Here is a 23,340-nt window from a genome sequence, read left to right as displayed (position 1 = left end):
ATTTTATTTGATTGGAATTTAATGGGGGTTTATTACTCCCATTAAATTTATATTAAAATAGTAAATATGAGTTTTTCGCTAAAATACATATGAAAAGCTGGTAATTATTATATGCAAAAGTTTTTTGGGGGTGAAGGTTTTTGATAGAACTAAAAGATGTAAGTGTAGTTTTCAATGAAAAAAATACTAAAGTTGAAGCAGTTAAAGATGTTAATCTAACAATAAACAAGGGAGAAATCTTTGGTATAGTTGGTTTAAGCGGGGCAGGAAAGAGTACTTTAGTAAGAACCATAAATTTATTACAAAAACCTAGCAGTGGTAAAGTGATAATTGATGGTGAGGATATTACAAATTTAAATGGCGAAACTCTTAGAAGAATTAGATTGAGAATTGGAATGATATTTCAGCATTTTAATTTAATAAGTGGTAAGACCGTTTATGAAAATGTAGAGTTTGTATTAAAAGCTAATAATTATCCTAAAAATAAGCGAGAAGAAAAGGTAAAAGAATTACTTAAATTAGTTTCTTTAGAGGAGAAGTCTAAAGTTTATCCAGCAAATTTAAGTGGTGGTCAAAAGCAGCGTGTTGGTATTGCAAGGGCTTTAGCAAATAATCCTCAAATATTATTGTGCGATGAGGCAACTTCAGCTTTAGATCTAGAAAATACTGAAGAAATTTTGAACTTACTTAGAAGAATAAACGAAAAATATGGAATAACTATTGTATTTATTACTCATGAAATGGAAGTGGCAAAAAGACTTTTTCATAGAATGGCAGTAATGAGTGCAGGAAAAGTAGTTGAAGTAAATGATGTTTATACTATATTTGCAGATCCTAAAGATAGCATAACAAAGTCTTTAATAAGTAAAAACTTGAATATTCAACTTCCAGCAGGAGTAGAAAAATTAATTCAGGTAGGAGAATTGGTAAAGCTGCATTTTAAAGGAGATAAAAGTGTAGAACCTTTAATATCAGAGGTGTCAAAAAATTTCAAAGTTTATATAAGTATAATTCATGGAAAGATTGATTATATAAACAATAAACCTCTTGGTATTTTACTTGTAAATATTACAGGGGACAAAGAAGAGATAGCTAAAGCAAAAATATATATAAAAGAAAATGTATCTGAGATTGAAGAAAATTATCACTTGCAGGAAGAGGTGAATCCAGTTGAATAATACCATTAGTATATTACAAAGTGAATTAGGTCAGGCAATTAAAGATTCTCTTAACATGATAGTAATTGCCATGATTTTATCTATTATTGTAGGTGGACTCATAGGTTTAATATTATATCTAACTTCTAATTCATTATTTTTTAAGAATAAAATTGTCAATTCTATTGCAGGCATTATTGTAAATATAATTCGTTCATTGCCTTTTGTAATTTTGTTAGTTCTCTTAATACCAATAACTAAAATCATGGTTGGTACAAGTATAGGACCACAGGCTGCAGCAGTACCACTTTCAATTGCTTCAATTGCCTTTTTCGCTAGACTTGCAGAGGGAGCCTTTAATGAAGTAGACAAGGGCGTCTTAGAGGCAGCTGTTGCTTCAGGAGCAAAGCTCAGACTAATATTAACGGATGTGCTTATAGTAGAAGCAATGCCAAGTCTTATAAGAGGTATAACAGTAACACTAGTAAGCTTAATCAGCTTTTCTGCTATGGCAGGAATTGTAGGTGGAGGCGGTATAGGAGATTTGGCTATTAGATATGGTTACTACAGATACGAAACTGGAGTAATGATAGTTACAGTAATTATACTGGTAGTTGTGGTTCAGGCTATACAGTTTATAGGAGACGGATTGGCGAGGATATCTTCAAAGAGATAGTTTTTAACATTCATAATCTAAATAATTTTTAATACGAACATTATTTTATTATATTTGTTTATAAAATATATATAATAAAATTAATAATAGTGACAAGCGATTTTATATGAATTATCTATAAAATTAAAGTTTATAAAAAGAAGGTATATTTATGAATTATAGTGATTTGTTTCATATTATAGAAGACAAAAATAGGATAAAGCTTGGCAAAGACATAGAGGACAAATATTTAAGTGATGCTTTGAACAGAAATAAAGGTGAGGCAGATGCACTGGTTTTTCCTATAAATACTGATGAAGTAAGCAGTATAATGAAATTTGCTTATGAAAACAGCATAGCAGTAACCCCTAGAGGTGCTGGCACAGGACTAGTAGGAGCAACTATTCCAACTAAAGGAGGCATTATATTAGATGTGTCTTTAATGAAGAATATATTGGAATTAGATGAGAATACTCTTACCATAACTGTGGAACCAGGAATTTTACTCAATGATCTTCAAAAATTTGTTGAAGAAAAAGGACTTTTTTATCCTCCAGATCCAGGTGAAAAAAATGCTTCTATAGGTGGAAACATAAGCACTAATGCTGGTGGAATGAGAGCAGTAAAGTATGGAGTCACCAGAGATTATGTTATGGGCTTAGAGGTGGTTTTAGCTGATGGAAGTATATTAAATCTTGGTGGAAAGATTATAAAAAATAGTTCTGGTCTTGACATAAAGGACTTAATTATAGGTTCGGAAGGTACCCTTGGAATTATAACTAAAGCTATTTTGAAGCTTATACCAAAGCCTAAAAGGAGTATAAGTGCTATTATTCCTTTTAATTCCTTAGAGGAAGGTATAGATACCGTTATTAAAATAATAAAAAAGAATGCAAATCCTACGGCAATTGAGTTTATGGAAAAGGATGTTATTGAAAATGCAGAAAGATTTTTAAATTTGAAATTTCCATATGATAAAGGAGAGGCTTATTTATTATTAACCTTTGATGGAGATGAAGAATTTGAAATAGAGGGTAGCTACAATAAGGTAAGGGAAGCAGCTTTACAAAATAATGCACTGGATTTTATTTTATTGGATAAGAAAGAAGACATAGAAAGAACCTGGAAAATAAGAGGAGCTCTTGTAACAGCAGTAGAAGCTGTGTCTGAGCAGGAACCTATAGATATTGTGGTACCAATAGATAGATCAGCAGATTTTATTAATTATACTAAAGTGGCAGAAAAAGAATTTGGCATTAAAATAAGTAGCTTTGGACATGCCGGTGATGGAAATGTGCACTTATGTGTAATAAGAAATGGTATGGAGGAAAGTCAGTGGAATGAAAAATCCAAACTGTTGCTGCAAGCTCTTTACAGAAAGGGAAAAGAACTTAATGGACTACCCTCTGGAGAGCATGGTATAGGGCTTAATAAGAAGCCATATTTTATTGATGTAACGAATGAAATTAATGTAGAGTACATGAGAAGAATAAAGAAAGCTTTTGATGAAAAGGGGATTTTGAATTCTGGTAAATCATATTCAGAGTAACAATTATAGCTGTAACTTTAGAGAATATTTTCATTTTATGGAAAATGAATTATAAAAATTATAAATAGTATATTTTGTATTTTGTCCTATAAAATAATCTGTGCAAGCTCAATAAAGGTTATATAATTATTTTTATTATGGGTGTGCACAGATTATTTCACATTATTGGGTTTACATAAGAGAACCATATTTATCCGTGTCATATTTTAATAATACTTGAGTTAAATGTTCAGCGTGCCCCTTTTCTTCACTAGCTATTAAATAGAATACATGTCTTATGTCCTGCTGATGGAATTCTACTAAATGTTGCTCATATAGAATTACGGCTTCAAATTCGCCTTTTATATCTTGTCTTATATTATTTAAAATGATCTGCTTATCATAGTCAGGTTTGTATGTTTGAATAGCTGATTTAGCAATGAAAACTTGATTTTTTTGTACAGTGTATTTCTGGTATTGCACCGGATCATATTTGCGAAGTAAATTAAGTAACATGCCATAGTGTCTTTTTTCATCCTGCATTATGCTTTTCCAAACAGCATTTATGTCTTCCATATTTGAGTTGGCAATATGACTAGCATACCCGTTTATGGCGATTATTTCACCTATCAGCGCTTCACGTATTTTATTTGTAAAAAAATAAGGCTGTCCTTGTGGCTGCCCATCTTGAACGGTATAGCTCATTATTGTACCTCCAAAGTTATTTTTGTAAATCAATATATACTATTTATTAGTATCGTATAATATGCATAAATCTGCATAATTTAAAGTATAAAGTCATAAAAGTATATTGATTTCAACTGATTTGAAATTTTGGAAGTATATAATATTTTTTATCTATATTTTATTTACGAGCTATTATTATTAAGTAAGGCAAAAATTAATCTAGACAATTAAATAAAGTATAATCATACAGATAGATCCAATTATTAATGAAGCTATCACTATATCAACACCAAAATGATTTTTTATTTCCATATTACTTATCACCCCATACGTTTTTATTTATAATTTTTCTGTTAATGAAATAGAACTATTTATCAAAGGTAATAACATAAGAACTTATATTTTCATTTCTAGTAGCAGTACCTATTATCATACCCTTGTCATCTGTTGACTTTTTTGTAATATAAGGTCTTCCAGAAGTGAAAGATAAGGAATCACCTGTATTGTTCCATATTATATTGGATATATATGGGCATTTTATTATTTCTTTTGTAGCGCCAGTCTTTATATCAATAATTTTAAGAGTACTAAGGACATTATTAATATCAATAGCAGCTTTTTTACCATTGTTATCAGTATTGGTAGTATTGTTTTTAGCATTATCATATTCTATATAGGCAGCTTTACTTCCATCTGGTGATAATATAAAATTGTTTGGTCCAGAGTAATAAGGAAAATCAATATTTCTTAATACATTACCATTTGAATCGAGTATAATTTCTCTAAAAGTTCTATTGTATACTCCAGGGGATATTTCACCGTGATCCACAGACTTATCCATAACAATTGTATTACCTTGTTTTACTGCATTTAATGAATTATCACTATGAAACAGAGATTTAATTTCTTTAGTCTTTATGTCCATGGATTTTAAACTAATACTTGTAGGTTTATTTTCCTCTTTAGTGTAGTATATTTTACCTTCAACAGTATTTCCTAAATCCTTTATATCATAACCTACTGTCCATGCACCCACGTTTCCAGTTACATCATAATCACCTGATGCATATACTTTTCCATCTACACCGATTATTTGCCAGCCAGTAAAAAAGCTTGCCCAAACTTTATCATTACTTATCCATTTGAATTCACCATTGGAGTGATCTGGAATCAAAGTAGTAACTTGTCCTGTGAATAAGTTAAGAACTTTTAATCCGTGATATAAGCTGCCTCTTTGTTGAGCCTTTTTTGTTTCTTCGGGAGTTTCTTTTGAAACGTAGACTGGTCCCATATAAAGGGCATATTTTTTGTCAGGCGATAGACCGTAAAAATTTGATATGTTAACATCTTTAAAGTCTTTTTTACTTTTTGTATTTAAATTATAAATACTGCAATAATAGCTTTCATTAGTAGGAATAACAGTTTTCTTAAGTACATCCTTAGTAGTTAAAGTTAATACCTCATTATCGTTAATTAATCCAGCAATATTTGTCTTATCATATTTATCTACTTGATAACCTGATGCATTTACATTTTTAGCTGGCTTGTAATTCATAAGTTTTATATTATTTTCAGCTTTAGCAGATTTAATATGTTGTAATACGTCAGTGTTTTTAAGAACTATAGTGCCAGAGGTTATTATAATTCCGGCTAATACAATAAATGAAATGATTTTTTTCTTGCTCATTACTTTGCCTCCCTTTTTATCAATCGTCTTTTAATAAACAGTTCTATTTGTTAAAAGATGACTATTTAAGAATAGCAAGTTTTTTTCACAAAATTATAAATATATGTCACAATTTTGTAAACTTATTGTTTTACATATTAATTTATTGAAATAATATAGTTAAAATCTGTTTATAGTATTTAAAATTTACAATGGTAAACTAATGAGAAAGCTGGTGCCTTTACTTAGAGTTGAACTTACTTTTATAGTGCCCTTTTGCTTTTTAACTAGGTTTTCAACTAATGCCAAACCTAGGCCAGTTCCTCCTGTTTTACTGCTTCTATGAGTTTCTACTCTATAAAAGGGTTCAAATATTTTATCTAAATGTTTTTTCGACATGCCTATACCGGTATCGGTAACATTTATTTGAAGTGTATCTTCATTTTTCTGGCAGGAAAGCTTTATACTACCGCCAGATTTATTATATTTTATGGCGTTGTCTATTAAATTTATAATTATATGTCTGAGGTTATCAGGATCTGCTGTAATGTTTATGTCATCTACTTTGTAGTCTAAGGTCAATTTATTTTTCTTTATTTTACCTGACATTCTAAGGCAAATTTGTTCTATTAAATCTTTTATATTTATTTCTTTTTTCGCTATTTCAAAATCATATCTTTCTAAAGAGGATAATTTTAAAATTTTATCAACCATGCTAGTGAGACGGTCACATTCCTTTGATATACTTTCAGTACCATTGCTAATTAAAGATAGATCACTACTATACATACCCATTACATCTGCATAAGCTTTTATTGCAGTTATAGGAGTTTTAAATTCATGAGTTACGTTGCCTATGAACTCTTTCTGCTCTTTGTCCATTTTTTCAAGCTTTTTTACTGCCTTACTTAAAGTATCTTTTTCAACTTCTAATTCTTTAATATTTTTTTCAATAGTATTGCTCATATAGATTAGACCTTTACTCAATTCTCCCAGTTCATCTCTTCTATGAAGTGGTTCTATGCTATTGAAATTTCCATTTTGAATATTTTTGACTGAATTTTTCATGATGTATATATCCTTAGTGAAATTAGATAGATAGAAGAAGCCTAATATTATTCCAATAATTAAAGAAAGAGAACCTGTACCATAGAACATTAACTTAATATTGTTGTAAAAATCGCTGCTTTCCTTAGTGGAATATTGGAGCTCTAGAATTGCTGCTGTATTATTTTTATATTTAATAGGAGAGTAAAAATATAGCACATCCTTATCCTGCTTATAAGACATTTTGCCTTCTATGGCATATTTAATCATCATATCTTTTTCATTATTTTCATTTAATTTACCATCTGGTTTAAAACCAGAAAGAAGATTTCCCTTTGTATCATATATACTGGCAGGTATAGTCCTGAGCCAAGGCTTATTGAAGAGAGTAGCTCTCACTAGTTCAAATTTGCTGCCATTTTCACTGTTATCTATAGTAAAATTTTCATCTAAATACTGTTCAAACATATTCTTTTGATTTAATAATATATTTTCAGCTTCTTTATTTTGATAGATTCTTATACCATTTAATACTAGAAAGCTTGAGAGCGTTATAACAATTAGTAAAAGTAGAGATATGAAAGATACAAGCTTAAATTTAATTCCTATTTTCATTAAATCTGTTCACTCCTCTATAGCCTGTACCGTGAACTGTCTGTATTAAATTTTGATAATCAGTACCCAATTTTTTTCGTATTCTCTGTATATGTGTGTCTACAGTTCTTGTACCTCCAAAGTATTCAGTTTTCCAGACTAAATCCAAAAGTTGATCACGGGAATAGACCATATTGGGATTTGAAAGCAGCAGGTAAAGTAAATCAAATTCCTTAGAAGTTAATTCGAGATTACAGCTGTCTATAATAACAGTTCTTTCATTTAAGTTTATTGTGAGATTTTTAATATTAATTATATTTTCTTTTTCATCTGTGTTTTTATTTAATCTTCTTAAAAGTGATTTAACTCTTGCAATGACTTCACGTATATCAAAGGGTTTTGTCAGATAGTCATCGGCACCTAGTTCCAATCCAAGAAGCTTGTCTACAATATCGCTTTTAGCTGTAAGCATAATAATACCAATATTTTTTCCTTCTAACTTTTTACATACATCATATCCATTTATTTCAGGTAGCATTAAATCTAAAATTAATATATTAGGATTAAAACTATCAACTTTAAGTAATGCTTCTTTACCATTGTAAGCTGTATCTACCAAGTACCCCTCTTGCTTTAATGCATAAGCTAATACGTTTAATATGTTTTCTTCGTCGTCTACTATGAGTATTTTATCTTGCAAAACTAAGTCCTCCTTTTGAGTTTTCTAAGGTATGTGAAAAGAAATAGTGTAGTAAGTCAAAAATGCTAAATATATTATTCATATTAGCACATAATTAAGAAGGAATACAACGGAACTAGTTCTATATATACTTAAATGAACATTAGGAGATATTCATACCGAAAATGGTTTTTTTTGCAAATTTAACACCCTATTAACTTGTACATAAACATTAAATATTATAAAAGTGTTAAAATTTTCTTGAAAAATTGTTAACTGCTTACGAAAAATTAGCATTAGTATGGATATTTTTTTCATAAGCTTAACAATTGACATTTTTATCCGATGACTACCATCCGTAATACTCCCAACGCACACAGTGAAAGCGATTCACACAAAATCGAAGATTTTGGTTCTCTGCTTTTCTATCAAAGTGGGAGATAACGGCTGCTACGTCCCTGGATAACGATTTCTAAGTTTCAGCTGGAGAAAAAAACTCCATCTGAAACAAAGAACTCTGTTTATAAAATATTAATATACAAGGGGGTTAATGTATTGTTTAAATCTTTAAAATTCAAGCAGTGGATATCTTTTTTTCTTACAGTTTTATTATTAATTTCAACCTTATCAAATGGATTTGCAGTAAAGGCTTATGCAGCATCCGCAGATAAGACTTTTGATTTAGTCGAAATTACAGATTTTCATGGGGCACTTGAAGACACAAGTTCCAAGCCTGTAGCAGCGGTATTGGCAAATAGGGTTAAAGCGGTAAAGGCAGCTAATCCAAATACTGTTATTTTTGGTGGTGGAGACTTATTTCAAGGTACGCCAATTTCAAACACTTTAAAGGGAGTTCCTGTTCAACAGGCAATGAGTAATATAGGCATGGAATTTTCAGAGGTTGGGAATCATGAATTTGACTGGGGACTTAACACAATTATCAACACTACAATGAAGGGGGCATCATTCAATTTTATTTGTGCAAATTTGTACAATAAAAATCCAGATGGCTCAAATGGTAGTAGAGTATTTGATCCTTACAAGATTATTACTAAAGATGGTGTAAGAATTGCTTTTGTTGGAGCAATTACAAATGATACGCCAAACATTGTAATGCCAGGCTATGTCGCAGATAAAAATTTCACAGATGCTGCAACTGAAATTAATTCCGTGGCAAAGAATCTTAAAGATAATAATCAAGCAGATGTTATAATTGCTGTAGTTCATGAGGGTGAAGGCACCCTTGACACAATTGTTAATAAGCTTACAAATGTAAGTGCAGTTTTTGGTGGACACACCCATACAGTAGAACAGAAAATAGTAAATGGCATACCAGTAATAAATGCCAGCAGCAGTGGAAAAGGATATGCAGATTTAAAAATGACAGTATCACCGGACATGAAAGTTAGCTTTCCAAGTGTTACTTCCAGCTATGTAGCTTTAAATAACGCTAATGGATATACATCAACTAATCCAATAGTTGATCCTCAGGTACAAAAAATCGTAAGTGATGCAAAGGCAGAAGTTGGTCCAATATTTGATGAAGTTATAGGAAATATATCCACTGATTTAACTAGAAGCCAGGATCAGCAGCCTTATGGTGAATCCCAACTTGGAAACTGGGCATCAGATGTGGTTAAAAATTATGCAAAGGCAGATGTGGGTGTAGCTAATAATGGCGGTTTAAGAGTAGATTTCAGCAAAGGCAATATCACAGTTGGACAAATATTTACATTTATGCCATTTGATAATGAAATCAATACTGTAACTATGAACAAGGCTCAATTGAAAACTGTTTTAGAGCAGGCAGTTGGGACTTATCCAGATCCTAAAAATCCAGTTAATACAATAGGTGGAAAGGGAATTCAAATTTCAGGAATTAAATTTACTTATGATTCTTCAAAAACTTATGGAAATAAAGTAACTAGTATAACTAGAGAAGATGGAAAAGCTATTAGTGATACTGAAGTTCTAAAGGTAGCTGGTCCCGATTTTGTACTGACTGGTGGAGACGGATTTTTAGGATTTACAGATCCAGTGGTAAGTGCTACATTATTTAATACACATAAGCTTGCTAGAGATGCTTTTCTTGATGACATTAGATTAAATAAGACTATTAAATTTGTTATGAATAATAGAATTACGCCGCAGACTCAATCAGGCTCAGCTACCTCTATGAATATAGCAGATGCTAGAAAATTAACATCTGGAAATGTAACAGTTACAGGAACAGTAACAACTGTCAATGGAAATAATGTATTTATTCAAGATAGTACAGCTGGAATCTGTGTTTATAATTCCAGTACGAAGGCCGATGTTAAAAAAGGAGACAAAATTCAAGTCACAGGTCCGATATCAGTTTACAATAATCTTTTGGAGATAACTCCAAAGAGTGCCTCAGATGTTAGTACTATAAGTACTGGAAACACTGTAACTCCAAAGGTGGTTAATATAAGTGATGTTAATGAATCTCTAGAGGGACAATTAATCCAAATAAATAATGCATCACTTCAAAGTTACGATACTAGTTCTGATTCAATGATTCAGGATAGCACTGGAAGCATAAGTATATATAAATCTCCAGAATTAAGTGGAATTAATGTAGGGGACAAAATTAATGTAGTGGCTGCTGTATCTCAATATGGATCAAAATATGAGCTTACAGTTGGTCAAGCATCAGACATTACTAAGGTTAGTACTGGTGGAAATAGTGGCAATGAAGGCGGCTCTACTATATCAGTGTTAGCAACTTCAGATATTCATGGAAATGTACTTAATTACGATTATGCAGCAGGTAAGGCACCATCAACACCACAGGGGTTAGCAAAGGTGTCTACTTATGTTAATAGTGTAAGAGCATCAAATCCAAATGTTATGTTAATAGATAATGGTGATACTATCCAGGGAACTCCACTTTCATATTATTATGATATGCTTGACACAACAGCTGAATATCCATTGATGAAAGTAATGGGAGCAATGAAGTATGATACATGGACTCTTGGAAACCATGAATTTAACTATGGATTAAATACCTTAAACAGAATAATATCAGATGCAGTAAATGAGAACATTAAACCACTATCAGCTAATACTTATAAGAGTGATAATACAAATTATGTACAGCCATATTATATTAAAAGCTTCAATGTAAATGGAAAGACAATAAAGGTTGGTATACTTGGACTTACAACTAAAACTATACCAAATTGGGAAGATCCAGCTCATTATGCAGGTTTACATTTTAACGACTTAGTAGATGAAGCTAAGCTTTGGGTACCAAAGGTTAGACAGGCAGGAGCAGATGTGGTAATAGTATCAGCCCACAGCGGAGAAGAAGGTGCAGCAGATGTTATTCCGGAAAATGAAGTAAAAGCAATAGCAACTCAGGTATCTGGAATAGATGCTATAGTTGCAGGACATACTCATGCCACATTAAATGACACAAGTTTAAAAAATCCCGATGGAAAGGTTGTACCAGTTGTAGAACCAAGTAAATGGGGAACTTATGTATCACAAATAGATTTAAATATAGATAAAGACGGAAAATTTACTGGACTTACAACAAAAAATGTTAAAATGGATAATACTATAGCTGAAGATCCAGCAATAGTACAATTAATTCAGCCATATCAGAATCAGACCTTAAGCTACATTCAAACTAAGCTTGGAACATCAACAGGAGAATTTAAAGGAGATGGACAAACTACACAGGCTACTCCAATAATGGGGCTTATCAATAAGGTTCAGAAGGAAGCAGCAGGTACGCAATTGTCAATTGCAGCACCATTGAGTTCAGCAGCATATATTCCAAAGGGAGATATAACTATAAAAGATATCATGTCCGTATATGTATATGAAAATTTCTTGTTTGGAGTAAAGATGAACGGTAAACAGCTAAAGAACTGGATGGAATATTCTGTTAGATACTACAAGCAGGCAGCTAATTCCAGTGATCCAATAGTAAAAGATCCAACTTTGAATATTCCTGATTATAATCTAGATCAATTGTACGGAGCAACTTACGATGTAGATTTAACTCAGCCAGCATGCACAGTAGATCCTACTACTGGAGTGGTTACATCAGGAAACAGGATAAAGGACTTAAAGATAAATGGAGTGCTAGTAAAAGATACGGATGTATTTACAGTGGCAATTAATAATTACAGATACAATGGCGGCGGCGGATTCATGAGGGCAGCAGGTTTAAGTAGTACAGATCCAAGTATTGTAACTTATGATTCTGCTAAGGCTCTTGGTGATGATGGTCAGGTTAGAAGTTTAATGATGAGTTATATTAAAGATCATAAGACAATATCACCAGACTCTTCAAACAATTGGAAGGTTTATACTACTGCTGTAAGTCAGGATGTAGATCAAACACCAACTACAATAGATAATAAAGATGGGGCAGCAGTAATAAGTGCTGTAAATGATGCAATTACCAATAACACTGAAATTCCTACTATAGATATTAAAACTTCACCTGTAGTAAGCAAAGATGTATTTAATGCAATTAGAGGTAAGGATAAGACAATAAGTTTTATAGGGAATAATGTAACTTGGGCCTTTAATGGTAAAGATATAACTTCAAATGTTACTAGCGACATTGATTTGTCTTTGAAGACAGTACCAACGGCTTTAACCTCAAAAGAAATAGCTAAAGTAAAGGCTGTAACGGGAAAAGATGCTTCAATTGTTTCATTCTCTTTTAATTACGAAGGGCAACTGCCTGGAAAGGCTGCAGTTAAAATATTTATAGGTAAGAACTGGGCGAATAAGGTTGTCAGCATTTGTAGATATTATGCTGATAAGGATAGCTATGATATTGTACAAAGTAATATAAAAGTTGATTCAGATGGATATATTACTTATACTACAGATCACTGCAGTGACTACTTTGTTACTGATGCTGCTTCACTAATACCAGCAGAAGCGCCAGAACAACAGCAGCCAACGCAGCAACAACCAACCTCAGGGCAGACAGTACAACAACAGCCAGCACCAGTATCAACAGCTGCAGTAACACCGGCAGCAGCTTCAAGTACAAGTACAACTCTTCCTAAGACAGGACAAGTAGTGGATTTTGGAGCACTTGTTGGTATGGGAAGTTTATGTATAATATTGGGAGCAATGTTGTTTGTTATTGATAAGAGAAAGAAAAGAACTGATAATGCAGCATAGTTAAGATGTCTGAAAATAAAAGACTTCGTTTCCAGAGTAGAAGCGAAGTCTTTTTATTTAATTCTTTAAAAAGAATTAAACTGCAATATGAAAATCAACAAAAATTATTGAGCAGAATACAATAACTTTGTTTACTAATTTTTGGGGATAATTATTTCAAATAGATCTTTGCAAGCTTATCAAACTGTGGTAAAGATCTTTCAATTTTATCATAGGAAATGCAATATGAAAGTCTAAAATGTCCTGGACATCCAAAGGTAGAACCGGGAACTATTAATAAGTTAAATTTCTTGGCCTCTTTTGCAAATTCTTTATCATCTGGAATTAAAGATTTAGGAAATAAATAAAAGGCTCCTTCAGGTTTAATACAAGAAAAACCTATCTTAGTTAGGTGGTTGTATAATAAGTCCCTATTTTTCTTATATATATTGACATCTACTTCTGAATCAAGACATTTGCCAATAACTCTTTGAAATAGTGAAGGCGCATTTACAAATCCAAGTATTCTATTAGCTACATTTAATGCTTGAATCACATTATGAAAATCATCCATTTCACTATGACAAACAATATAGCCTATTCTTTCACCGGGAAGAGAAAGAGATTTACTGAAGGAATATCCAATAAAGGAATTTTTATAGTAATTTAATATATACGGGACTTTTACATTATCATATATTATTTCTCTGTAGGGCTCATCTGAAATTAAGTATATGCTGCTGCTAAATTGTGTCTGTTTTTTATAAAGAATTTCAGCAAGCTTTTCAATAGTAGCTTCTGAATAAACCACACCAGTAGGGTTATTTGGAGAATTTATTATTACTGCTTTGGTTTTGTTAGTAATACTTGCTTCAAAAGCCTCTAAATCTGGCTGAAAAGTTTCAAGATTACTAGGAACAATTACTAATTTTCCGTTAAAATTGTGAACGTAGTTTTTGTATTCCCCAAAAAATGGAGAAAAGGTTATTACTTCATCTTCTGGATCTAAAAGAGTTTTTAATAGAATATTAAGTCCTCCGGCAGCGCCACAGGTCATTATAATATTATCTTCTGTTAGTTTTATATTATGTTTTTTACTTATATTATTTGCAATAGCAGTTCTTACATCTACATACCCAGAATTAGACATATATCCATGAACTAAATTGGGAGATTCTTCAGATAAAATTTCTACTACAGCTTTTTTTATACTTTCAGGTGGTTCTACATTGGGATTACCTATGCTAAAATCAAATACATTTTCTTCACCATAAATTGCAGATAATCTTTTACCTTCTTCAAACATTGCTCTAATAATAGAACTATTTGCAACATAGTCCATCATAACTTTTGATATCATCTATAAGACCTCACTTTTTAGAAATTAGTATTAGGCATATAAGAGAAATAAATAAACTCTATATTTCTCTTATATGCCTAATCTTAACACATTTATATTAAAATATAAATGTAAACAATGTATAAGGTTATCTATTAAATGAACAATTTTAATAGCAATGCATATAAATTGTTCATTTAAGTAGGCTTATTAACAAAGATCCTCTGATTTTGAATTAATCTTATAGTAAGATTCATGACCATTTTTTGTGTTATAGATTTAAAAAAATATATATCCGGCGATTCGCGTATATAAGATTTAAGATCTTCTTTAATATTTAATTCCTTAAAGTCTGCATTTATAATTTCACAGTATATTGGAGTTATTTCGTTATATGTTTCAGAAAGAGTTTCTTCTTTAACATTAGATTTGGATAAAGTTATCAAAGCTGTTGAATTCTTTTCTTCAATTTCAGGATCAACAATATAATCAACATCAGTTACACAGCTAAAGGGAACATAAACGGTTATATTTTTAATTTTTCCGCTAAGAGTACTATTATTTTTAAAATTAGGTTCTGAATATTCAATACTTTTTCTAATAATACCATTTAGAAATAGTTTTTTTGCTTTTGTAATTAGAGTACATTGCCTGAGAAACACTCTTCTATTAATGCGTTTTATAGCAGTAGCCTGAGAACCTAATTTTACTTTATTTTCAATATCTATAAATACTTTCACTCCGGCTACAATTACAGGTACTTTCATAGGAATAATATAGGAATCTATTTCTGAACTATTAAAGTGATTCTTACATTCTTTTAAAACTTTAGGATTAAGCACTTCAGGTACTACTTTCCCATGCTTACTATGCTTTTTTTCAGTTGTATATGTGGATTCTTTTATTCCAATCTTTGTTGATGTGTCATATTTATTGTTATGAGAATTACTGCTGCTTTTATCAGAATTATTCTTAATATCTTCTGTAGAGGAATAGTTCCAATCTTCATCAAATATTAGTTTAACAGGATAGATTGTGCTTTTATCTTCTGTTTTGTGACGTCTTCTATGACTGCTCAACTATATACACTCTCCAAAATTTGATTACTATTTATAATATGTATGTAAGTAAACATTGGTAACACTATAAAGAGCCAGTTGTTTTAACTGGCTCCATTAGTACTAGTTTTTACTTAATCATCAGCTTCATTTTCATCATTTTCTTCAGCATCATAATATTTGTGATGTGGTTTAACTTGTTGTTTTTGAAGTAATTTTATACGAATTCTTATAACAGCTTTATCAACAAATTCCTGAAATTCAGCTTCATTATTAAAGCCATCTATAGGAGTACCATCTTGATTAATATCAGCATCTATAACGTCTGTTTCTTCAATTTCTGCAAATACTGGTTCATTAAGAATTTCTGTGGTTCTTCTGTCTGCTTCTCTTATATTCTTTCCCAGAGCTTTTTTATCAAAATATCTAGTAGTTTCATTTGCTGGACTTGGTTCAATAATAGGCTTATTTACAAAATGATCTATTACTGTAGAAGTTAAAAATGGAACTCTGGCAGTAGTGTCGTTAATTACTCCAGATATAGTGGAATCACTGGTAGAAGTCAATGAAGCATATTCTATATTTTTTCTTAAATAACCTTGAAGAAAAACTGTTCCTGCAACAACTTTTCCTTTATAATAATCAAATTTTGTTGGAACAAATCTAGCTTCATTAAGAAATACTTCTTTCTCTATTCTCTTTATTTCAAAAGCTGGTTCAGCAAGACGAATAGTTGATTCTGAATTTATAAAAACATCAAATTCAGCAATTACTACAGGAACTTTAAACTCACCAGGTTTAGCAACAGGCTTATTAACACTAGGTGCAAGAGTTTTCGCATTTATAACTTTAGCGTCACTTTCTGGTGTTGGTTCTGGGTTAGGGTCAGGGATACAATGTTTATCTGCCATGCTTTTTCTCTCCTTTTTTTTTATAGGGATATTAGTAAAGCTTGATTTATATCCCTACTACATAATATTCAGAGATAAGAAAAGTGTACTAGCTTTATAGGTAAAATTATTTGAGCAAATTGCACAATTAAGTTCTTATCCGATGACTACCATCCGTAATACTCCCATCTTCTATCAAAGTGGGAGATAACGGCTGCTACGTCCCTGGATAACGATTTCTAAGTTTCAGTTGGAGAAAAAAACTCCACCTGAAACAAAGAACTCTGTTTATAGTTAATTTAGAAAATTTCATATGTTCATGAAGAAAGCTATAAAATTTATACTAGATAATATTTGAATAAAAATCTAATTTTCTTCAAATATATGACATATTATTTTATTTTTACGAATATAAACAACTTTATTTTTACTATCTTTCACTATGAAATGTTCGCTGGTCTCTCCTAAAAATATTCCATTAATGTATGAATGTCTATGGCCATATTCAATCATTACCGAAACATATTTTCCTATGCCATCTATTTTTTTGTCCGAACTTTCCTCTAAATGTTCTACCATCGATTTCTCCCCCCTTCTTCTATAATTAATGATCTACATAACTCTCAAGGTGTTTGAATTTTTACAATGTGATGAATGACATTAGTATAGGTTTAATACATTATACTAATTTTATAAATAAAATGTTCAACTAAATTGTTTAATGAAAAATTATTATAGCCCTAGGAATTTTCGTAACATTATTGCCTAAAATCTAATAATATATAGTGAAAAAGCTAATCTTTTCAATTAAATATATGTTGAGAATAAGTAAGCGTACTAAGGACTTTTAAAGATTGTAAGGAGGATATTAGTATGAACATTAAAATAATAGAAGAAAATTATCTGGGAACAAGCATGACAATCGTAACAAAGAGTGGTAACAAAATACAAGGCGAAGTTTTAAAAGCTGGTGAAGACTCTGATTTCATAAAACTTAAAACTGAGAATGGAATAACAATGGTTAGTACTAGTGCAATTGAAAGCATATATTAACCTTAATATAAACTCAACTATAAAGGAATTTTTCGTAGATGCAACATTTTTTTCATTAAACTAATAACAATATTCGTAAGGGGAGGAAGAGTTGATGAATATTAGCAAATTAAATGAAGGTGACCTTGGTTATAGCGTAACTATTGTTACACTAAGTGGTAATAAAATACAAGGAACTATCATAAAAACTAGTGAAGATGCCGATGTATTAAAGCTTAAAACTGAAAAGGGTATAGTAATTGTTAATTCTAATGCTATAGAAAGTATATACTAAAATTTTATCTTATAGCCATAATAGTTTATGATTATAAGTTTAAATAAATATAAACAATTTAGAGGCTACCTTTATGGTACCTCTTTTCCTTATACAATTGCTGTAAGTATGATATATTAATATTTTATTTAGGAGGATTTATATAATGTCTGATTATTGTTTTAATGATTATGATAAATATATAGGAAAATATATTACTGTTATTTATGACTGTGGTTCTAAGCGTAAAAAACTTCATTGCGAATTATGTGAATATTGTGAAAAAACCTCAGAAGAAAAATTTATTATTTTAAAAGCACACAATAATATGATTTACCATATGAATTGTAATAAGATTATATACTGGATGGCAGAGTATGAGGATATGTTTACTGAGAATCAGGATAATTATAAGTCAAACACTAAGCCTATGGAATCTAATGTAGTAGCTGAGAGTGGAAATTTATTATTAGAAAAAACACGGAATAAAGAAACTATACCACTTGAAATAAGTATTCCCAATATCCAGTTACATGATATGGAGCTTTCACAGGATGCTGAAATCATTGACTCTTGTTCAGTAAATTTCATTAAAGAAAATACATCTCTAACGCCAAATGAGGGCACTACTTACGATGAGTTACAAGAGAATAACGTTATACTATCAGAAAGTGAAAATAAATTTGATACATCATTGAAGCCTGTTAGTAATGCTGCAATTGTTTCAGAGGAACATGACATTAATAATATTAAGACAGATATGGAATTTAATCATGATAAAACCATTAATGATTATAAAAAAGATTATAATTGTGACAAAACGCTAGAGAAATACAAGCATAAAGACATCTATAAAAAAAATGTTTTAAGATCTCCTCTAGCAGCATTTATAAACTGTAATTTTCAAGGAGTGTATTTAACAATTTATACTACCTCCACCCAAGCCATATCAGGAGAAGTTATTTTTAACTATGACTATTTAATTGTTTTAAAATCCGATGCAAAAACCTATTATATAAATCCTGAACAAATTACCTATTTTTGCTAAATTCTAAATTAAATCTAAGCTATTATTAAAATAGATAGATTTATTTATGATAAAATAGTACAGCTTTTATTTATTTAATTTTAAAAGAGGATGTCTCATATTTTGCAAACGAAACATCCTCTGTATTAATTTTTATGATACCTTTTTAAAAGAGGATGTCTCATATTTTGTCAATGAAACATCCTCTGTATTAATTTTTAGGATACCTTTTTATATCAACAGTTAGTTCAATTAAGGTTTTATTAACAATTCCTTTTATAAATTTCTGTTCTTCTTCACCACGCAGTATAGAGACAGTTGATTCCTCATCATACTCATCTTCATCTTCATGAATTGGATTTATAGAGAGTGATTTCAAGTTATTTAAAACAGCTGAAGATGTAACTGTGCAAATATCTCCTTCTTGAGCTTCTAGGGCAGGTATAAATGACTTAAATGGTATCCAAACAGTTGTATGACGAACAACACCGTCTAAAGCAATGCTATTATCAACAACGCCGCAGCTTGGTTTAGCTTGTTCCTTATTCTTGCTCTTGTTTTTATTATTTTCACTACTCTTATTGTTTTGCACACTTACATAGCCATTTTTTTCAGAGCTATTTGAATTTTCATTACTTTTTTCTTGGTTATTCTTTTCCCCTTGTGGTCGTTTCATAGTAGTATACATAATACAACTATTTAAGTAACCACTTACCAAAATAGTTCCACTAGCTACTTTTATATCTTTTATTTCAATTTCGTTTAGGATATTAATTACTTTTAACACTGCGTCTTTCTTAGGAGCATCAAAGATAATTTCTCTTTCAATTAGTTCTTGACGCGTTGTTGTTCCAATTAATTCAGGCTCAATTTTTGGTGCTACATTATTGGCAATTACCTCTTGTGGGTTTAAATTTGTTTCCATATGCCTACCTCCAACCTCCATATAATATTTGAAAATCTTTACTATACTTAATTATTATCCACATATACATAATTAGAAAGATTAGCTTCTTCACTATATATTATTAAATTTTAGGCAATATGTTACGAAAATTCCTAGAGCTATAATAATTTTTCAGTAAATAATTTAGATTAACAATGAACATTTTAAAAATTTCAAAATATATTATATTAGCACTCAAAATTTGATTTATTATTTATCAGAACTTTTAATTGCCAGTCCCCATTTTTTAAGTTCTAGAAATATTGATTCCAAAGCTTGCCCTTTATCTGTTAAACTGTATTCAACATGAGGAGGCACTTCGGGATAAACTATTCTTGTAACTATATTGTTCTTTTCTAATTCTCTTAGTCTCAAGGACAAGGTTTTAGGACTAATACCTTTTAGAGAACGTAAAAAGTCACCAAAACGTACTGTTTTATCTATCAGTAAATCTCTAATGATTAATGAAGTCCACTTACTTCCTATAATATTTATAGCTAGTTCTATAGGACACTCATCTGAACAATTACCATGCTCAAGCTTAATTTCAGACATAATAAAAAACCTCCTGGAGTATTGAATAATAATATTACTTACTTTTTTGAAATAATGTGAAAAAAATATTACTACTTTTCAAATTATATTATAAGAAATATAATATAATTAAGCAATAATGGAGTTAAGCATTGTAAAGAAATGAATAGTTGGTATGTTAGCCTATTTATTTTCAGGTGCATTATAAAGGGGGAATAGTATTTTGAAAACTTTTGAGGAATATGTATTGAAAAATTTACGTCTTAAGAATAGAATTGTTCTGCCACCTATGGATATGTATTCAGCTGATGAATCTGGAAAAGCCAATGATTTTCATTATAATCACTATACTACAAGAGCAATAGGCGGAGCAGGTTTAATAATAGTTGAATCCACGGCAGTAACAACAAATGGCAGAATAAGTGATAATGATTTAGGAATTTGGAGTGATGAACATATAGATAAATTAAGTGACATAGTAAATTCAGTTAAAAAATATGGTTCAGCTATTGCTATTCAATTAAATCATGGTGGAAGAAAATATGTGGGTAGTTCAGGAGAGGTTCTGGCACCTAGTGCTGTAGCTTTTGATGAAAAGAGTAAAATACCAAGAGAACTTACGAAAGGTGATATAAAAGAAATTGTGTTAGCTTTTAAAGCAGCAGCTATAAGGGCTGATAAAGCAGGCTTTGATGCCATAGAAATACATGGAGCCCATGGATATTTAATAGATGAATTTTTATCACCTCTTTCTAATGTAAGAACAGATGAATATGGAGGAAGTACTGAGAATAGAACCAGATTCCTTAAAGAAATACTAGAAGCTGTAAGTGAAGTATGGCCTAAGGAAAAGACAATATCACTAAGAGTTTCAGCTGAAGACTATAAAATAGGTGGAATTACTGGCGAAGAAATGGTTAAAATTATCAATATAGTAAAGCCATATATTGATATAGTACATGTAAGCTCTGGTGGCTTAGTTCCAGCTGATATAAAGGCATACCCTGGATATCAGATAAAATTAGCAGAACTTATTAAAGAGAATTGTGAAATACCTACTATAGCTGTTGGACTTATAACAGATATAAATATGGTAGAAGAGATATTATCGAATGAAAGAGCGGATCTAGTTGCTCTTGGTAGAGAATTACTTAGGAATCCTTATTGGGTGTTAAATGCTGCTAAGACCAAAGGTATAGATATTGATTTACCTGTACAGTATAAACGTGCTTTTCAATAAATACAATTACTTTATCTTTTCCTGACTGAAAGGTTCAGACCTTCACCTCTAAGCGAAGCGAAGGTGGGATTTTCCAATCAGGTGTGGTAGACTCCCCACCTGATTTACCGATGTTTCAGCTTGCTGAAACGAGTTCACGAATGGTATGATTATAGTATAAAAAGTGCATTAAATATATATTAAGGAGATGATTAAAATGGATTTTTTACAATTAGCTAAAACTCGTTATTCGGTACGTAAATACGAAAATAAGAAGGTTGAGGAAGAAAAGCTTGAAAAAATACTTGAAGCAGGCAGAGTTGCTCCAACAGGAGCTAATACACAGCCTCAAAAACTTATTGTAATAACAAAGGAAGAAGGACTTGCAAAGCTTAAAAAGGGTGCAAATGTCTATGGAGCACCAGTAGCTATTATTGTCTGTGAAGATCATAATATAAGCTGGAAAAGACCTTTTGATAACAAGGATATTGCAGAAACCGATGTTTCAATAATTTCAACCCACATGGTACTTCAAGCTACTGAATTGGGCCTTGGAACGATATGGGTATGTTATTTCGATCCTAAAATAATAAGAGAAGAATTTAATATACCAGATAATGTAGAAGCGGTAAATATAATAGGTATCGGTTATGCTGCAGGAGAACCTGCGTCCCCAAATAGGCACGATGTTGCTAGGAAACCTTTAGAAAAAATAGTAGTTAAAGAGTCTTTTTAGCGGCTTTTAATGTTATTTTAGTAATAATTGTAAATTTATATAAATAATTATAGATATATTTAAAAACTAGCACTATCAAATTATTGGATTTCAATATATTTTGATAGTGTTTTTTATTCACCATAACTTTAATTTACTATATAATTTTAGTATAACAGTTATTATATATTAAGCACATTTTAAAATGAATACTCAAAACAATAATTAATTTAGCTATTTATTGATATTACTAAATGGAAATGGAGAATTTATGGATACAAAATTCAAAGGATATTTATTGATTTCGGATATGGACGGAACGCTTATAAACAGCAAAGCAGAAATATCAAAGGAAAATATTAATGCTATAAATAAATTTGTAGATAGGGGTGGTATATTTACAATTGCTACAGGTAGAACTATGGAATCAGCGGGAAGATATCTAAATCAACTGCCAGTTAATGCTCCAATAATATTGTACAATGGAGCAAAACTTCATGATTACAGAAGGAAACAAACTATATATGAGTTGTGCTTAGAAGAATCAGTAAAGGATGTAATAAAAAAAGTTAAGCTTAGTGACACTTCGCTTGGACTTGAAATCTATTGTGAAGAAAATGTATATATCTATAATCCTTGTAGATTTACAGAGAGATTTTCTAAAAAAGGATATGAGGTATACTATGATATAGAGGATATATGGGAAAAAAATTGGACTAAAGTATTAATACTTGGAGAAGAAGAACAACTTGATATTCTTGAAGAAAGCTTTATAAATACCTTTGGCAGTGTAAATTTAATAAGAAGTGGAGAAAATTATTTAGAAATAATTCCTAAAAACACATCTAAGGGATATGGCTTAGTGGAGCTGTGTAGAGTTTTAAATATTGATTTGAGAAAGACTGCTGCAGTAGGGGACAATATGAATGATATAGAATTACTTTATCAGGCTGAGTATGGATTTTGTGTTGCAAATGGCAATAGAAGGGTACTAGATATAGTAAAATACACTTGCCCCTCAAATGATGAACATCCTATAGAATATATAGTGAAGTGGCTTGAAAAAAATTTAGTATAAATTACTTAGTACATGTAATATCTATCTTAAATACTATAGTATTAGGATAGGA

The 23,340-nt window shown here is 30.7% G+C and carries 20 protein-coding genes; 10 read left to right on the top strand and 10 right to left on the bottom strand.

The features are described 5' to 3' along the window. Positions 1 to 140: 140 nt before the first annotated feature. The 3 genes from ABF633_RS12805 (at position 141) to ABF633_RS12795 (ending at position 3,361) form a co-directional block, all read left to right on the top strand. Complete coding sequence (locus ABF633_RS12805) at positions 141 to 1,178, top strand: methionine ABC transporter ATP-binding protein (RefSeq protein WP_415524233.1); 1,038 nt, start codon at positions 141 to 143, stop codon at positions 1,176 to 1,178. After that, entirely contained in the window at positions 1,171 to 1,833 is a 663-nt protein-coding gene (locus ABF633_RS12800; protein WP_415524232.1) for a methionine ABC transporter permease, read from the top strand. Before ABF633_RS12805 ends, ABF633_RS12800 begins: the two co-directional genes overlap by 8 nt. A gap of 151 nt (positions 1,834 to 1,984) precedes the next feature. Beyond that, positions 1,985 to 3,361 (top strand): FAD-binding oxidoreductase, encoded by a 1,377-nt coding sequence (locus ABF633_RS12795; protein ID WP_415524230.1) that lies wholly within the window; start codon positions 1,985 to 1,987, stop codon positions 3,359 to 3,361. Between the two features lie 171 nt (positions 3,362 to 3,532). On the opposite strand, the gene ABF633_RS12790 is transcribed toward ABF633_RS12795, so the two are convergent. The 4 genes from ABF633_RS12790 to ABF633_RS12775 all read right to left on the bottom strand — a co-directional run bounded on the left by ABF633_RS12790 (position 3,533) and on the right by ABF633_RS12775 (position 8,034). Further along, positions 3,533 to 4,045, bottom strand: coding sequence for a ferritin family protein (locus ABF633_RS12790; RefSeq protein WP_415524228.1), 513 nt, complete (start codon positions 4,043 to 4,045; stop codon positions 3,533 to 3,535). Positions 4,046 to 4,394: 349 nt separating this feature from the next. Further along, a complete protein-coding gene (locus tag ABF633_RS12785; protein ID WP_415524227.1) occupies positions 4,395 to 5,714 on the bottom strand; it encodes a hypothetical protein in 1,320 nt (439 codons plus the stop codon). Positions 5,715 to 5,900: 186 nt separating this feature from the next. Then, a complete protein-coding gene (locus ABF633_RS12780) occupies positions 5,901 to 7,355 on the bottom strand; it encodes a sensor histidine kinase (protein ID WP_415524226.1) in 1,455 nt (484 codons plus the stop codon). Next, complete coding sequence (locus ABF633_RS12775) at positions 7,339 to 8,034, bottom strand: response regulator transcription factor (protein ID WP_415524224.1); 696 nt, start codon at positions 8,032 to 8,034, stop codon at positions 7,339 to 7,341. Before ABF633_RS12775 ends, ABF633_RS12780 begins: the two co-directional genes overlap by 17 nt. Before the next feature lie 534 nt (positions 8,035 to 8,568). Between ABF633_RS12775 and ABF633_RS12770 the strand changes: the two genes are divergently transcribed. Continuing rightward, entirely contained in the window at positions 8,569 to 13,197 is a 4,629-nt protein-coding gene (locus ABF633_RS12770) for a 5'-nucleotidase C-terminal domain-containing protein (protein ID WP_415524222.1), read from the top strand. Positions 13,198 to 13,348: 151 nt separating this feature from the next. Here the strand turns inward: ABF633_RS12770 and ABF633_RS12765 are convergent, their stop codons facing one another. The 4 genes from ABF633_RS12765 to ABF633_RS12750 all read right to left on the bottom strand — a co-directional run bounded on the left by ABF633_RS12765 (position 13,349) and on the right by ABF633_RS12750 (position 17,042). After that, complete coding sequence (locus tag ABF633_RS12765) at positions 13,349 to 14,536, bottom strand: pyridoxal phosphate-dependent aminotransferase (RefSeq protein WP_415524220.1); 1,188 nt, start codon at positions 14,534 to 14,536, stop codon at positions 13,349 to 13,351. A gap of 176 nt (positions 14,537 to 14,712) precedes the next feature. Then, the gene (locus tag ABF633_RS12760; protein ID WP_415524219.1) at positions 14,713 to 15,594 is read right to left on the bottom strand and encodes a CsxC family protein; all 882 of its coding nucleotides are present in this window, start codon (positions 15,592 to 15,594) and stop codon (positions 14,713 to 14,715) included. Positions 15,595 to 15,707: 113 nt separating this feature from the next. Further along, positions 15,708 to 16,484 (bottom strand): CsxC family protein, encoded by a 777-nt coding sequence (locus ABF633_RS12755; protein WP_415524218.1) that lies wholly within the window; start codon positions 16,482 to 16,484, stop codon positions 15,708 to 15,710. 345 nt (positions 16,485 to 16,829) lie between these two features. Continuing rightward, positions 16,830 to 17,042 (bottom strand): hypothetical protein, encoded by a 213-nt coding sequence (locus ABF633_RS12750; RefSeq protein WP_415524217.1) that lies wholly within the window; start codon positions 17,040 to 17,042, stop codon positions 16,830 to 16,832. A gap of 294 nt (positions 17,043 to 17,336) precedes the next feature. On the opposite strand from ABF633_RS12750, the gene ABF633_RS12745 reads away from it, so the two are divergent. The 3 genes from ABF633_RS12745 (at position 17,337) to ABF633_RS12735 (ending at position 18,817) form a co-directional block, all read left to right on the top strand. Next, positions 17,337 to 17,516, top strand: a complete 180-nt coding sequence (locus ABF633_RS12745; RefSeq protein ID WP_415524216.1) for a hypothetical protein — start codon at positions 17,337 to 17,339, stop codon at positions 17,514 to 17,516. A gap of 94 nt (positions 17,517 to 17,610) precedes the next feature. Further along, positions 17,611 to 17,790, top strand: coding sequence for a hypothetical protein (locus ABF633_RS12740; RefSeq protein WP_415524215.1), 180 nt, complete (start codon positions 17,611 to 17,613; stop codon positions 17,788 to 17,790). A gap of 145 nt (positions 17,791 to 17,935) precedes the next feature. Further along, positions 17,936 to 18,817, top strand: a complete 882-nt coding sequence (locus tag ABF633_RS12735; RefSeq protein ID WP_415524214.1) for a hypothetical protein — start codon at positions 17,936 to 17,938, stop codon at positions 18,815 to 18,817. Positions 18,818 to 19,007: 190 nt separating this feature from the next. On the opposite strand, the gene ABF633_RS12730 is transcribed toward ABF633_RS12735, so the two are convergent. Both ABF633_RS12730 and ABF633_RS12725 read right to left on the bottom strand, forming a co-directional pair. After that, positions 19,008 to 19,721 carry a hypothetical protein gene (locus tag ABF633_RS12730; protein ID WP_415524212.1) on the bottom strand — a complete coding sequence of 238 codons (714 nt, stop codon included), beginning with the start codon at positions 19,719 to 19,721 and terminating at the stop codon, positions 19,008 to 19,010. A gap of 231 nt (positions 19,722 to 19,952) precedes the next feature. Then, positions 19,953 to 20,297 (bottom strand): winged helix-turn-helix transcriptional regulator, encoded by a 345-nt coding sequence (locus ABF633_RS12725; protein WP_415524210.1) that lies wholly within the window; start codon positions 20,295 to 20,297, stop codon positions 19,953 to 19,955. 202 nt (positions 20,298 to 20,499) lie between these two features. On the opposite strand from ABF633_RS12725, the gene namA reads away from it, so the two are divergent. The 3 genes from namA to ABF633_RS12710 all read left to right on the top strand — a co-directional run bounded on the left by namA (position 20,500) and on the right by ABF633_RS12710 (position 23,288). Beyond that, a complete protein-coding gene (namA, locus tag ABF633_RS12720) occupies positions 20,500 to 21,516 on the top strand; it encodes an NADPH dehydrogenase NamA (RefSeq protein ID WP_415524209.1) in 1,017 nt (338 codons plus the stop codon). Between the two features lie 196 nt (positions 21,517 to 21,712). Continuing rightward, positions 21,713 to 22,231 (top strand): nitroreductase family protein, encoded by a 519-nt coding sequence (locus ABF633_RS12715; protein ID WP_415524208.1) that lies wholly within the window; start codon positions 21,713 to 21,715, stop codon positions 22,229 to 22,231. A 250-nt stretch (positions 22,232 to 22,481) separates the two neighbouring features. Then, on the top strand, positions 22,482 to 23,288 hold the full coding sequence (locus tag ABF633_RS12710; RefSeq protein ID WP_415524206.1) for an HAD family hydrolase: 807 nt from the start codon (positions 22,482 to 22,484) through the stop codon (positions 23,286 to 23,288). Positions 23,289 to 23,340: the final 52 nt, after the last annotated feature.

This window comes from Clostridium sp., assembly GCF_047718555.1.
Lineage (GTDB): Bacteria > Bacillota > Clostridia > Clostridiales > Clostridiaceae > Clostridium_I.
Note: the sequence above shows the minus strand (reverse complement) of the source record. Positions and strands in the feature narration are given on the sequence as shown.